The 15,539-nt window shown below is 36.1% G+C and carries 10 protein-coding genes; 2 read left to right on the top strand and 8 right to left on the bottom strand.

Features of this window, described 5'->3' with window-relative positions; genetic code table 11:
• Both H6X70_RS04865 and H6X70_RS04860 read left to right on the top strand, forming a co-directional pair.
• Entirely contained in the window at positions 1-936 is a 936-nt protein-coding gene (locus H6X70_RS04865) for a hypothetical protein (RefSeq protein WP_194766544.1), read from the top strand.
• Between the two features lie 515 nt (positions 937-1,451).
• Positions 1,452-2,333, top strand: a complete 882-nt coding sequence (locus H6X70_RS04860; RefSeq protein ID WP_194766543.1) for a hypothetical protein — start codon at positions 1,452-1,454, stop codon at positions 2,331-2,333.
• A 2-nt stretch (positions 2,334-2,335) separates the two neighbouring features.
• Here H6X70_RS04860 and H6X70_RS17000 read toward each other — a convergent pair whose 3' ends face one another.
• The 8 genes from H6X70_RS17000 to H6X70_RS04830 form a co-directional block, all read right to left on the bottom strand.
• Positions 2,336-2,560, bottom strand: coding sequence for an L-rhamnose/proton symporter RhaT (locus H6X70_RS17000; RefSeq protein WP_317171450.1), 225 nt, complete (start codon positions 2,558-2,560; stop codon positions 2,336-2,338).
• Positions 2,561-2,787: 227 nt separating this feature from the next.
• Complete coding sequence (locus tag H6X70_RS16995) at positions 2,788-3,387, bottom strand: L-rhamnose/proton symporter RhaT (RefSeq protein ID WP_317171449.1); 600 nt, start codon at positions 3,385-3,387, stop codon at positions 2,788-2,790.
• A 55-nt stretch (positions 3,388-3,442) separates the two neighbouring features.
• Positions 3,443-5,806, bottom strand: coding sequence for an alpha-L-rhamnosidase C-terminal domain-containing protein (locus H6X70_RS04850; RefSeq protein WP_194766542.1), 2,364 nt, complete (start codon positions 5,804-5,806; stop codon positions 3,443-3,445).
• Positions 5,807-5,828: 22 nt separating this feature from the next.
• Positions 5,829-9,068 carry a glycosyl hydrolase gene (locus H6X70_RS04845; RefSeq protein ID WP_317171448.1) on the bottom strand — a complete coding sequence of 1,080 codons (3,240 nt, stop codon included), beginning with the start codon at positions 9,066-9,068 and terminating at the stop codon, positions 5,829-5,831.
• Between the two features lie 332 nt (positions 9,069-9,400).
• A complete protein-coding gene (locus H6X70_RS04840; RefSeq protein WP_194766540.1) occupies positions 9,401-11,815 on the bottom strand; it encodes an alpha-L-rhamnosidase C-terminal domain-containing protein in 2,415 nt (804 codons plus the stop codon).
• A 351-nt stretch (positions 11,816-12,166) separates the two neighbouring features.
• Positions 12,167-12,304 (bottom strand): hypothetical protein, encoded by a 138-nt coding sequence (locus tag H6X70_RS16865; RefSeq protein WP_228530266.1) that lies wholly within the window; start codon positions 12,302-12,304, stop codon positions 12,167-12,169.
• Complete coding sequence (locus H6X70_RS04835; RefSeq protein ID WP_228530265.1) at positions 12,301-13,143, bottom strand: sulfatase-like hydrolase/transferase; 843 nt, start codon at positions 13,141-13,143, stop codon at positions 12,301-12,303. The genes H6X70_RS16865 and H6X70_RS04835 overlap by 4 nt, the downstream gene beginning before the upstream one ends.
• A 459-nt stretch (positions 13,144-13,602) precedes the next feature.
• A complete protein-coding gene (locus tag H6X70_RS04830; protein WP_194766539.1) occupies positions 13,603-15,519 on the bottom strand; it encodes a hypothetical protein in 1,917 nt (638 codons plus the stop codon).
• Between the last annotated feature and the right edge of the window lie 20 nt (positions 15,520-15,539).

Raw genomic sequence — 15,539 nt, 5'->3', positions numbered from 1 at the left:
ATGAAAAACAAACTATTAAAAGGAAGCTTAGCCAAACTAAGTTTAATTTGCTTTGTAGGTGCCGCAATTTCTTGCTCTACACCACAAGATGATTCTATGGATTTTGAGACGTCCACAACATCAACTCCTGAAGATGCTAATAATTTATCTGCTAAAGTCACGAATACCTCCAAATGTGATGACCAATATAAAAACCCTACAAGGGAATATGAATATAGTGATGGCTACGATGTAAACCAGACTGTTAGCTCAAAAATTGATGACAGAACTTGCTTTGCAGATTATTCACAAACAACGTATAATAATAAAACTTTTGGTGTTTATAAAATTGCAGCCGGCACCAACCATATTGATGATTTACAACCACGAATGGAACGTGCCACACCGGCAATTAATTCAGGAGATTTAGGAAATGGTAGTTACGTGCGGTTTTCCGGTTATGTAACTATAAATAGAGCTGGACATTTAAGTGATTCTTATGACCGTGATGATATGAGAGATAAATCGGGAACCTATATAGCTCAAGCTAAAGGAAAGCATACTGGTGGTGGAGGTTCTGCCGACCCTGCTATCTGCCTGATAGTAGCTAAACCGAGATTTTCGGGAAGTACTCAAGTATCTTATGATTTATACCGAGAAGAAATTACGGAGAGAGGTGGATCTGGTGTTAATGGCAGACAATTGGTTTTCCTTACCAATATCCCTGCTAATACTAGGAAATTTTTTAGAATGCAAACAGGGTTTACAGGCTCTGGATCTAATAGAACACATTATGTGAATGTACGTATTGGAGGTACCGATTATAACTGGAATGTTCCTAGCCCAGAGCGCGGCATTCAAGCTAAAATTCGCTTTGGCGCCTATCGTTGTCATGGTGGCGAAGCTGAAATTTTATGGGACGGCGTTAATAAGGTCGTAAATAAAGTTCCGGAATAAATTTGATTTCAGAGTACTAACCTTTAAACTTATACCCGTTTTGGTTTGATATTAATGTAAAAGAAAATAATTATTTATTTCTTTAAATGAAGTAGAAATGAAGAATGAAGCTTTTATTTTGATAATTTCAAATAAGAAATGGTACTATTCATGACATCTAATAAGGCATTATCTGATCAAGTTTGATAATGCCTTTTAATAGAAATAGCCACCCCACTAAAATACTGATTTCCACTCCATTTTGTTCTTCAATATAAATTTGAAATGGATAATGGTCCTCTCCGCCTGGCACCCTAATGAAAGATTCTTTTCCCTTTCATAGCTTTCATTTTTATTGATGTATTGGCTTTTATAGTAACTAAACCTTCATCAGGTTTCTGAATTGTTATTTCCAAATCTCCTAGCCTTGTAACGACATCATTATTTTGAGGAAACAATTAATAAAACACCAGACAGAACAGGACAGGGAAAACTAGAATTTCCAAGAAATTAACAAAAAATAATACGTTTTTATAATGCAAAACCTACTTCAAATAATACCTAAAAGTGGACTCATTTTATACTTAGCGCTTTTCTTTTCATGCTCTACTCATTCGGAAAACGAAACAGATAAAGAAAAGACTGTGGTAGAAGAACAAGAACAAAAACAGGAAAACTCAAATTCTACTACTATTCAAGATTGTGATGAGGTTTCAGATTTCCCAAACTTAGGTCCTTCAGCTTCACAATCACAAACTTGTGATGATATTGCTAACCCAAACAATAAAGGCACACTAGATTGTAGAACAGATAATACCTTTGGAGGCTACCAAAATTTAGATAATATCTGGGGTAGCTACAAAATAACTGGTGGCGAAATACGATATGAAGGTACTAGAACTAGAGTAGAACGTTTTTTTAAAACGATTTTACATGGCACCAATAAAAAAACAATTCTAACTGGAACCCTTAAAATTATAGATTTAAGTGATGGAAATACTTGTATTATTCAGTCCCATGCAGGCGGCGATATTATTAAAGGAGAAGAAGCAGGCAGAGCAAACAGAAGTGCTCAATTTTTACTTTACGCCAAAAAATCTAGCGATAACAAAATACAATTAGAAACTCATGTAACCATTAATCCATATACCACAGATACAGGTGGCAGCAGAGATGTTAAAAACTTTATAACCCTAAATTACAACCAAGATTATCCTTTTACTTATGAAACTGGATATGATGCTACAGGCACGGCATTTTCAAAAATAAAAATAGGAGATACTGAAACCTATTTTACACATAATCATACTACCGAACGCGTTTATACAAGATATGGAGCTTATGGCACAGGGGATACAGGGGATGTAACTGCCCATGTTGCATTTAAAGACGTTAATTTATGTAGAACACAAGAATAGTATTAGACCGAATTACCAATACCTACCAAAACCACTGATAATAAAATGATGGCTATTCCTGCTCCAATAGTATATTTTGTTTTTTTAGCAACACCCTGCCTTTCTTTTCTATACATACCCCAAAGGTTGGCTGTTAAAATTATGGTTGACATATGAAGTATCCAGTAACTAGCACTATTACCCAATTTACTTTCTCCCATGCCGTAAAAAAAAATTGTAAAAACCATATGGTTCCAGCTAAAGCAGAAACAGTATGTTTTTAGAAATCGGAGTTTCTTTATTGGTAAAATCTTTATAAGCTTTATTTTTTAAACTCAAATAGGTAATCCAAATAAAATTAGTGGCTAAACCACCGCATAGGATTACCACAAACGTCACATTATTTGCAAACAAATGATCATAACCTGCGGCTACTGCAGCATCAGTCAATGGCTTTCCAGCTTCAATTCCAAAACTAAAAAAAGGAACTTAAAATACCTGAAAGCACAGCTACTATTAACCCTTTTACAAGATTGAATTCTGCAACACTTTTCTTTTTCTCCTCATCAGATAGTTCGCTCTCTTTAAGCATACCAGCTCTTCCACAAACCGCAATACCTATTAGACATACCAAAACGCCTAACAACACAACTTGTCCTCCTTTAGAAAATATCATTTCTGTAAAAGATATTTTACCTACTTGGGGATTGAAATTGTAGTAAATTGAAGGCACGATAGCTCCAAATGCAGCACAAAACCCTAGAACTACTGAATTACCTAAAGACATCCCTAAATATCGAACACCTAAAGCGTAAGACAAACCACCAACACCCCAGAGTAACCCCATTAAAAAGGTAACACCCAAAATGGTAGATGAACTAGTCGAAATAATATCTACAAAACTGGGCACCGTTAAATATGCTGCTATGAGCGGTACAATTAACCACGACATAACGCCACCAACCATCCAGTAGCTTTCCCATGCCCAACCTTTTACTTTGTTATAGGGCATATAAAAACTGCCTGCGGCTACACCTCCTATTGAATGAAATAATACTCCTAATATTGCTTGCATATTTTTCTTTTTTTAACTTTAATCTTCTCACAACAACCCTTACAATGTACTATTGTTATTTATAAGTAGCCGTAATTTGCCAATTTTTCGATTTAAGCCTAAATTTTAAAAAGTTTTCATTTTCAACTACAGAACTTTCAACTAACTTTTTCCCGTTTTTCCAAAACACAACACCATTAAAAGCCACTGTACTAATTTCCTTTCCTGCTTTCGGTATACCTACAACTACCGTAGTACCATTATCTGGAGATTCCAATTTTAGAGAATAGGTGTTTTCGGTCTTTTTCATATCAATATTTATTTCTCCCATTACTGTTGGAATAGTTTTCTTCAAATGCTTAAAGTGCAATAGTGTGGGCATGATTTGATACTCACTCCATGCTACTTTGGTAGGTGCTACACCAGCCACGTATTTAGACAATATCTTATTCGAACCATTCCATGCATGGTTATAACTTCCTCCATTTGGAAACATTTCATATAAAGTCGTCATGCCTTCCTTTTCTACCTGACTTTGATATTGTTCCTTCATGCGCTTAAGTGAAGCTTCAGGACGTCCTACTATAAATAACGCCTCTTCAGCCATCCACTCGAAGTGCGGACTGGAATAGTGGTTTGGAATTAACACATTATCTACAATTTGATTGTAATATTCTGGATTGGCTATTCCTGAAATTATAGCAATAGCATTCGCTCTATCGTCTTTAAACTTTTTAGGGTCACTACTATAAAAACCATCTTTCCAATACAATTTATTAAAAGCAGGTTTCATTGTTTTCATTCTATCATCATACCATTTTACGTCTTCTTTCTTACCCAATACTTCTGCCATTTTTTTCGCTTCCTTTATGGCTAAATAGTAAAATGCCATTTGAATTGGTTTTTTATCGGCTGTATTTTTAACGCCCCAATCTACCCAATCCCAAGAATCTGGACTTTTTCTTATACGGTATTCTGGCAAACCGTTTTCTTGCATTGGAAACAAAGCCAAATAATCATATACAAAAGGGTAGGCTTTTTCTAAAGTTTCTTGATCTCCTGTATTCAAATAATAAGGCCAAATACCTTGTGCGATAAACTGTAAACTCTGTGCAACCAACTCCCTAACTCTTAAGGGGCCGAGAGCACCTATAACCCCATTTTCGCTAAATGCCGTAGTTTGTAAAATGGCTTTTTTTAGTAACTGACGTCCCGCATGATCCATTGAATAAAACAAATACCCTACTTGGTCGGCTACATCACCAATCCATAAGGCTCTTTCTCGATCTGGGCAATCCATAAAATTATCTCGGGCACAAACAAAAAGCGTATTGTTTCCCATCCACCACAAACGCTCGTAAAAAGGGTCGTCTACCTCAAATCTTCCAGCCATTTCACCAACACTCATCCATCGGTATTTTAAAGCGTTTACTTTTATATCTTTAGGAATAGTGTATAGAATTTCATGCCCATTCATCAAAGAAAAGCCTTCGAAGGCTTGTTTTCCTTTTTTGGTAATATAGGTTGCTGTTATTTTATTTAAGCGATTGTCTGTAGTTATAAAAATAGTATCGCCTGCACGTTCTGTTTCAATTTCCAAATAAGGTGTTATTTGTTTATTGAATGGTAATTTACACGAAATGGTTTGCCCCTTACTTGTAAATGGCAACTCCAGAGCATCGTAATTGGCATAATTTTTCAAACCATGATTTAATAATTTCGGAACAAAGTTTTTCTTTAAGTCATACCATGGTGCTACTCCTTCTTTTCCTTTTTCTACAGCTGAAGGCCATTCTTCATCATTAAATTTTGAGGTATACCAAGCGTTTTCTGACCAATCATTTAAAGGGTTTTGTGCATTATACTTTATAGGGTATTGCACTAAAGCCTTACTTGCAGGTTCAATAGTGTTATCATATCCAGGATGTTGAATGGCTTTCCAAGAGTTATCTGAAACCACATGGTGTTCTCCTATTTCAGCTGAAAACAACAGGCCACCTTTACCACTGTCTATATGGGTTCCTTTATGGGTTTCGCGCCCCCAATACCATGCTAAAATAGCAATAGTATTTTCTCCAGTTTTTAAATAAGGCTGAATATCTACTGTTTCGTACCAAGAGTTAGTAGGTGTAATGTTTTCTTTTCTATTCCATTCTCCTGCTTGACTAGGCCCCCTTGATAAACCACCTTCAAAAAGTACTATTTGACCATTTATCCATAGCCAAAATTTACTATCAACAGCAATATTAGCTTGAACAATTTCTGGAATTTCATTAATTGTGATGGTTTTTCTGAAGCTCATCCATGTGTTAGATGGTCCGTCTTCTTCTTGCCAAATCCATTGGGCTTTATCCCAATTAGGCGTTTGAGAAAAACACAGTGATGTTAAAAGTGTTATTACAAGTAAAAAACTTTGTTGCTTGTTAATTTTTGTTTTCATAATTCTGATTATATATATAAAATTACTTAGTGGTTTCAATGATTACAGGACCTAACAAACCTGAGGGTTGTGTTTTGCTTTCAGACGTAATTTTATCGATTACTATCCAAGTATATTTTTCCTCTTCAGGACGTTCCTTATCTTTTATCAGTTGATTTCTCCATAGATTTACGACTTCAATTTCGAGTTCATTTTTACCTTTCTTAAGTTCTTCAGAAATATTTAGACGATAAGGCGCCATCCAAACGCCACCAACATATTTTCCGTTTAATTTTACTTTTGCCATTACCGAAACTTCCCCCAAATTAAGATAAATACCCATATTTTCAGGAAGCTCATCCATTTTGAAATTAGTTTTATAAATGGCGGTTCCTGAATAATATTGTATTTGCTCATCATCAGAATTTCGCCAGTCAATTAATTCATTAAATATTACAGGTCTTTTTGGGGCAATATCTTTATTTTCAAAATCGACTTCGTATGGTGTGTCAATGGTTTTTAACTTTTTATATTCAGGAAAATTTTTAGAGTACGTAGGTTTAACATCAGCTTTAATATCATCATTCGTAAATACGACAAACCAGCTTTGAGCGGCCAGCATTTTTAATGGCACTTTTATGCCTGTGTCTGTAACTTCGTAATCTGGCAAAGCCCTTATTTCACCGCTCACAGCATCCCATAACTGTGGTTTCATCTTTTTATTCACACGAAAAACAGGAGATAATTCTATAGTTTCATCACTTTGGTTAGAGATGAAATAAATATCCATGTCTTCAGTTTTTCGGTGTATCCATAATACCGGAGCATCTTCTGAAACGTCAACATCTTTTACTAAATTCAAATCTGAAAACACTTCCGATAGCTCGTAACCATCCCAAATTTTACCTTCACCATAATTCACATTCATTCTACCATTAGCGTAACCGCCATGCCACATTTTATCGACTAATTCCTTTACTTGAGTATCAGCCATTGGATAATTTTCTAAGCTTGGCGATTTTTCTGGTTTTGGTCCCAAAATAGTTCCACCTTGTTGCACTAACTGTTCAATTTTTGCTAACAATTCTGGACGCATGGTTTTAAAAGGTGGCAATACCATCACTTTATAAGACATGCCATCTGGCAATACAAATCGTCCGTCTTTTACAGACAATCTATTTAAAATAACTTCTGCATTGATATAATCATAAGAGTAGCCTTTTGGAATTTCTGGATTACGAACACCTGTCATTACTGGTGCATCCTCTCCTATATAATAACACACATCGGCAACATATTTACCTTGCTGTAAAAGATGTTGACAACGACGCAAATAGTCAAAATAACTATCTGCTTGACTAAACCACGTATTATGACGATTGAATTCTGTACCAAACCAAGCGTTCATTCCCGGTTTACGATTATCATCTGGTTGTTGAATGTATAAATGCAACACAAAATGATTTATACCTTCTGTTAATGCCCAGTCTCCTCGCTTTTTCAGCATAGCTGGATGTCTTAAATACGCCCTTCTAGAAGATGTAAATGCTTCTGCCGAAGTTACTGGTTTCCCATAAGTATGTGCTGTTGAAGAGGACGCTTTACATTCAATATTCCCCAATGTACCTTCATTCCAAAATTCTCCAGAAATTAAATCTGACTGACCTCCATACATCATAAACTCACCTGGAAACCCCCAGTGTCCATAATTTTCTAACCAAGTTTTAAGATTGTGCTTATTACTTGCTTTTCTTAATCCACCAACATATTCATAAGCCACATCATCAGCAATAGAACGACGTAAATCCCACAAAAAGCGTTCGGATTGTTCTACACTACCAACAATTCTTCCTGAAAGCACAGGTAAAAATGGCACAGGGTCGTACCCGTATTTTTCTTTAAATTTCACTTCATAGCCATCCGTCCAATTTTGAGAACCTTGTTCGTAACTATCCGCCACCACATATTTGAACGCTGACTTGCTTTCTTCTGGAATTCGCTTTAAAAGTTCCCCCACAAATTTATCAAAGTGGTACTGCACCAATTCACTGTTCATTTTATCTATTTCATAACCAACACCTTGTGGTGCGGCTGGTGCATTTTTTGTACCTGTTGGCGTCATTCCCATACGCATGATGACCCATTCACCTACAGGTGCATCCCAGCTTAGCATTCCATTTTTATCAAGCTTATTACTAATATCAATCACCTCATCAGGATTAACACATAAACTTTTATCTTTCAGTGCCTCTTGTTGTCCATAGATGTACGAATCCCATTGAATACCAGGTGTAGAATTCATTTTACCCAGTTGTTTCTCAATGAATTTATCTAATACAGGTGCTTCAGAGATATTAATTTCAGCAAAACCATATCCACCTCTCTTATCTCTAAAATTGGTACATTTTAGAATAAATTTACGGGCTTTAGTTTCTGGCAAAACCGTTGCGAAATCACCTGTTTCAATAGATGCCACATTTGGCGTAATACGAAAACGGTCAAAATGAAATTCTTTTACAATTTTTTCTTCACCATCTACCACGGCCATTAAAGTCATATTACATTTAAATGCCCTGCTTGGAATTATGGTGATAGAACGCGCTGTAATGGGTTCTGAAAGTTGAAAACTTATTTCTAAAACTTCTCCTTTTTTAGGTTCAAAACTGGTATTATCTTCTTTATTACCATCATTTAAAATAGCAACATTTACATCCTCCCAATTGGCACTTATTTTCGTAGGAATAAATTGTGTACTGTTTTCTTCAATTGCTGAAGATTTAAAAGCAAAAGTATGCGTGTCTTGAAATTCTTTTTTAGGTTGTGGCAACGCTATGTTAAGTAATTTTCCTCCTGAAACTTTCGTTTCACTATACGCTAGGTAACGCATAGCTTTTGTATAATCTACCCAAGGCCCTCCACTTTGGCTCCATCCCGGGCAATTAAACACCCCAATATCTACACCAATGCGTTTTCCTTCTTCTACCGCATGTACCATGTGAGACCACCATACTTCACTAAGCATAGGTACTTTTCCATCTTTGTGTGCTGGATTGATATTCCCTATTAATGCACCACCAATACCTGCCTCTTTCATGGCCTCTAAATCTTTGGTTATACCATCTTTAGAGATATCATCATTAATCCAGTACCAATAGCACCAAATTGTATTATCGTCTGTAGGTTCGATAAATCCAGATTTAATGATATCATAATTTTGTTTGGTTATTTTTTGACTCCTTGAAAGGTTACAAGAGTATACAGACACAAAAAGTGAGAGTAACACTAATTTTGTTTGATAGTAATAAGTTTTTCTAACGAAAGAAACTTGTTTTTTATTAACTAATTTTAAAAATTTAGTTGAGATCATTCAATATTATTTTTTTGAGTTGTTTTCATATATGAGAACTAATAAACCTGCTGGCAGCAGGCTTTTATCTCGTCCATAGAAATTGGTAATTGCAAAAGCAGAATACTACTAAGTATCTCAGGTTCATCACTATTAACACAAGAACCCATTAAAAGTAGGACTATATAAATTTTAAAAAAAGTGTTAGTTTTATTTTTATCATTTCTTTATGCATTTCATTTATACTAGTGAAGCTCTTAGAAAAATATTCATTTACCCGCAGATTTTATTTGGTGTTTCATTTGATTAGTTGAAAAGGCTTTTATATTCCAGTTTCCTGAATCGACTTTAAATATTATATATTCTAAATTCTCTGCTTCCAGGGTTATGCCTTTAATTGTTTTTTTTAGTTCTCTATTAGTCCAGATTTCCTGCCCATTGATTAAAATATATTTTACTCCTTTTTCTTCTTTCGGTATATATATGGTCCCTACTGTTTTTTCTGGTGACATTAATTTCAATTGATAAGTGCTTTCTGTTTTTTTCACTTCAACCGTAATATCTCCTTTTACCGATGGCACGATTTGTTTTACGGAAGTCATATGAGCTAAATTTGGCTTCACTTCAAAGCTTGACCACGCCACATCTGTAGCCTTTATACCTGCAATGTATCTTGATAACACATAGTTGGGAGCATTCCATGCATGGTTGTATGTGCCACGTAATCTTGGCAGGTACTTTTCATAAAGTGTTGTTAACCATTTACGATCTACCTGTTCTTTATAACGCTGCTTCATGCGCTTCAAGCCTTTGTCGTATTGCCCTGTGAGCATTATGGCTTCTTCTGCAATCCATTCCATATGCGGACTTGACTTCTGAACTGGTAGCAAAACGCTATCAACCAAAATATCGTAGTGTTCCTTTTTGGCTAAACCGCTAAGAACAGCTAAGGCACTTACACGCTCCTCGACTGGTTTATTTTTAGACCCGTAGCGTCCTCCTTGCCAATACTCTTTTTCAAAATTTTGCTCAATACTATTTATACTGTTATCGTACCAAGCCATATCTTTGGTTTCATTCAAGGCTATAGCCATTTTTTTTGCAGCTTTTAAAGCCATATAGTACAATACCACATTGGTAGGTACAGGATCGGGATCTATACCCCAGTCCACCCAATTGGCATACCCCTGGCGATGTGTTGGTAAACCATTGGGTTTCATATCCCATAATTTCAAATATTTTAAAACCGCTGGATAGGCATTTTGTAATGTGGCTTTATCTCCTGTATTGAAATAATATTGCCAAATGCCCTGATCGATATATTGTAAACTTTGCCCTGTTAGCTCACTACTTTTACCGCGATACGCACCAAAACCCGGTGACAAACCTTGAATGGTATCGCCAGCCCGGTACGCAATGGTATTATCAATTCCCTTTTTTAACAACAATCGACCTGGTTCATCTAATGTATAAAAAACGGCTCCTGTTTGGTCTGCTACATCACCGACCCACAAACCACGCTCACGGTCCGGACAGTCCATATAACCATCCCTAGCGCAAACGTATAAGGTATTACGAGCCATCCACCATAGGCGTGTAAAAAAAGGATCGCTACTCTCAAAGGTACCAGTCATTTCCCCTACACCAGTCCAGCGGTATTTTAGCTCTAATACTTCTACACCTGGCGGAATTGTATATTCTACGTTGTGACCATTAATCCACGAATAGCTTTCAAATGACTGAATTCCATCTTTAGTAATATATGTTCCCGTTAGCATATTAAAAGGGTTATCCATATCGGCAACAACTGTTTTTCCAGCATCACTCTTCAATTTAATGTAAGGCGTAATTTGCTGGTTAAAAGGCAACTTTGCACTAATTACAATTAAAGAGTCCGATGAATTTTTAAACGGTAGATTAATCTTCTTATTGGACGCTAAACTGAGTGATATATAATCTGCCAAGCCTCTATCGTTCCATTGTGGAATGGCTCTTTTTACTAAAGCACCCCAAGGATTACTGTTGGCCATTCCTTTTTCAATGGCCTTATCCCAATCAACATCATCAAATGAATTAGTATACCAAGCGCCTTCAGACCAATCTCCCATGGCTTTTCTAGCATCAAACTTTACGTTATACGCATTTACCCTGTTCGGGTTTTTCCCTCCTCCTCCACTTTTGGAATCATAAGCTGGGTGCTGTTTCATTTTCCAACTGGCGTTAGAAACCAATTGCTGATTTCCTAAGTTGGCATGAAACAGCAACCCTCCTTTACCACTATCGTCATGAACTTTACGTGTTCTCCCCCAATACCAAACCAAAATAGCAATCGTGTTTTTTCCTTTTTCTAAAAACGGTGTTACATCAACCTCATCATAATAGTTTGTGCTTGGTGCTGCTCCTCTAGCCAAGCCACCTTCAAACAACACCATTTTTCCGTTAACCCAAAGCCAGTATTTGGTATCTACTGCTATTTTTGCTAGGGCTTTTTTTGGTATGTTTGTTAAATCAACAGTTTTTCTGAAGGCCACCCACGTATTGGTTGGCCCATCTTGTTCTTGCCAAATCCATTGAGCGTCTGCCCAGTTTGTAGAACGATTAGCATGACCTAATGAACTTATCAAAACAAAGGTTATTACTAAAAGTAAGCGTAATTTGTTTTGATTTATAAAAGCATTATTCATCTATTGTTTAACTTCAAAAAGGATATTAGATTTAAATTTACTTACAGAGGCTTTTTTTATTGTCCTGCCCTATAGGGTAACGCAACCTTTTTAACAATTTTTCACAAGGTATTGCGAGTAACACCTAATACCTTTTCTACTTTAAACTGTCACATTAAAAATTGCTCTTATTCGTTGATACTTGAAAACAAAACCCTAGCTCAGGCTGTGCTTGTGTTTTCTTTTTTGTCTCAAAAAAATAGTCACTTTATATATGAGTAATTTCAAAGTAAAAAAGGTATAAGCGCACTAAGAACTTTGACATTTATCATATCTGGTGCCTTTACCTTCACCAAGTGTTATTTGGCATTGTTATTTCTGTAATTTAGTATTTAAGGCATTCTTTAACTCCTCAACTAATTCTGGATGTTCTTTAGCTATATTCTTGGTTTCCTTTTCTTTGGTGGTGTGGTCATATAATTCTACATACCCATCTTTATGAAGTGTCATCCTATGTTTGCCGTTCTAATGGTTGATGCTTTTTTTGTGTATGCTATAGCTGTATGACCATCAGTATTCGGATTAACCAAGATACCTTTAAGCGATTCTCCTTGGATATAATTAGGCTTTTCAATACCTGTTAAATCACACAAAGTTAGAAAGATATCGAGTGTCTCTACGATGGCATCTGTATTTTCGCCTTTATGCTTCATTCCAGGATAGGGGATGATTAACGGTGCATGCAGCGACTCTTCGAACAAACTGTGTTTTCCCCAAATGGCGTGCTCTCCCAAGTGCCAACCGTGGTCACCCCAAAACACAACAATTGTATTCTTATCCGCTCCTGTGCTTTTCAATTCTGCTAGCACTTTACCCACTTGTGCATCTGCATAACTAACACATGCGGCGTAATGAAAGCGTACTTCTTCCGCAAAAGCTGCATCCTTATTTGGGTTTTTAACCCAACGGTTGTATCCCATAAACTCACCAGAGCCATGCCATGTGGTTTTTCCTTCCGGTATTTTAGGGTTCTTTATTTCTGGCAATTTAATGCCCTCATACCTGTCATGGTAAGTTTTAGGCGCACCGAAGGGTAAGTGTGGTTTAATAATTCCAACGGCAAGTAAAAATGGTTTTTCTTTATTGCTGGCCAGTTCACGCAATTGCTTTAAAGCTTCATCGGCAATTGCTCCATCTGGATAAATATAATCACCCCCTTCTACCGTTTGAAAAACGTTCATGCCGCCTCTTGTAACCCGAATCTCTCCATTAGCTAGTCCGTGCATCATGCCTCGAGGATGTTGCCATTCTGCAACTGGCATAAGATGTCTATCCCATGCATTTGGCATTTCAATTTTTGTGCTATCATTCCAATTCTTGCCACCTCTCCCCCCCCGGATGATATCTGGCGTTAGTTTTTGTTTCATTTTTAATTCCATTTGTTTAGTTTATGATTAGCTTTGTGTAAATAAAACCCACTTAACACTTAAATCTATCCTGTATCGCATGGTTATACCTGATTTTTTTGCTATTTAAAGGTTAAAATACCATCGAAATGACAAAAAACACAACAAGAAGAACACAAAGGAAAAAGCCTATAAAAAATAGAAATCTAGACTGACATATCAATTCTGAGAGTTAAACACCAAACGAACTTGCATTCTCCAAATACAAAACTGTGAATGAAGGCAACTAAAAAAGAGCATTACCGATAAAACCAATTATATCCTAAACTTATATTTATCCAAATAAAAAAGGGTTCAACTTAAAAAAGCTGAACCCTCAAATTCCTAGAATTATAGGATACACTAACTTACTGAAAGACTTAGTTCTAGGCTTGAACTATCAGGTACAAAATAAACCTCTAGAGGCAACGCCTCTACACCTGGAACCATATTAAAAGTCCTTTTACCTTCAATAGCTTTTATTTTTATAGATGTACTGGCTTTTATAGTAACTAAACCTTCAGGTTTTTGAACTGTAATTTCAGTATCGCTTAGCCTTGTAACGACTTCATTATTTTTGGAAACAATGGGTAATACAAATGCTGTTGGAGAGGTAATTTCTTGATTGGTTTTTACTGAAATAGCTAATTCTTTGTTATTACATCTGTAGGTAATATCAAAATCGTTTGCTGTACCCTCAATTGTTTTTCGCTTTCCATTTTTCAATTTCACATGAGCAACTATATCTATAACGCCTTCAACATCTTTTGAAGTAACTGTTGCTGGCAAATCGTACAAATTAGTATACCAAACTTCATCTTTAAAAGTTTCAATTCTTGGTGTTAAACAGATGTCTTGGCCTGGTTGTTCTTGTTGATTATTCTTTTCAACCATTTGATACTCTGCCATACTTGCGGTACAAATTAACCCCACTTTATTATGATACAACATCCCCAAAGCACCTCCCGAAGCTTGTCTGAAATCTTCTTTATAATGATATTCGGCATCATAAGCGCTAACTGTTCCTCGCCAATGGCCTCTAGCAAATAAAAACACATCTAAATCTTTAAAGTGCTTAACACCATCTGCTGTTTCTCTTGGCAATACCGCATTTTTGTTTATTTGAGGTAGATGTTTCCAATGATCTAATAGCGCTGTTAAAGGTTTTGCATGCGTAAATGTATGATGAATGCAAGGTGGGATTCCTGCTGAAACATAATGTGGTCCACCATGAATTAATCCATCTGAAGTACAACTTTGTAACAATTCGGTGTTTTTAATGGCTGCAGTTCCAAATTCAGGATTGATATTTGCCATCATTCCAAAAGCTGGTTGACTCCCATCGCAGGTTCTACTGCCCCAATAAGTCCATTTATACATTCGGTTACCCCAGCTATTATCCCAACCTCCGTCAGGCATCATAAATTCCAAATGGCTATTTAAAGATTTAGTTAAAATTTGTAATAAGGCTTGGTCATCATTTTTAAGCGCATACATGACCAAACTATTTAAAGTCTCTTCAACATTATATCCTAAATCAACACCATGAAGACCTTTTTCACTTAACTTACTCGAACTCTTTTTACACTCACCAAACAACAAATTTTCATGAGGCGTAAAATAATTTTTAACTTCTTCTGCTAATATTTCACTCTTGGCTTTAAAATCACTTCTATTAACAACATCTCCAATTAAATCTAAGCCATAAATTGCGGTTCCTGGATAATTAATATTGGTAAAATCTATAGTAAACGTATCATAAATGTACTGCCCCGCATTTTCTAAACGCATGGTCCATGCTTCTTTCGTTTCTTCATCTAAAACATGTCCGTGATAATGTAAGCCTTCAGCTAAAGCAATGGCTCCAAATACGGTAATTCCCTTCCAAGACTTTGGATTCCTAATTACTGTCCAGCTACCATCTTGTTGGGACACGTTATTTTCAGCCCAAAGCATAACCAATTTAGCCCCTTCTACATACTTTTTTTCTCCTGTAACATCGGCCATGTATAAAAATGGATAAACGGCATCCATACAACGTCCGTGAATATGTTCACATGAAGGACAATTTAGTGCCCCATGTTCTTCTAGGTTAGATGGATTGTGAATTTGTTGCTTTAACATACCATCGCACCAATCCTTTAAAAGTCCTGAGATTAAATTTTTAAATTCTAAGGATTGTTCAGGATGCGTTGTACACGAGTGAAGTCCTCCAAAAAAAGGAAGTGACCATCCTAAGCCTGCTAAAGTTGATAGTTGTATAAAGTTGCGTCTTTTCATTATAAATTCAACCGTTTTGA

The organism is Tamlana sp. I1 (genome assembly GCF_015355625.1).
Lineage (GTDB): Bacteria > Bacteroidota > Bacteroidia > Flavobacteriales > Flavobacteriaceae > Pseudotamlana.
The sequence above is the reverse complement of the archived record's forward strand: the minus strand, read 5'-3'. Positions and strand labels throughout refer to the sequence as shown.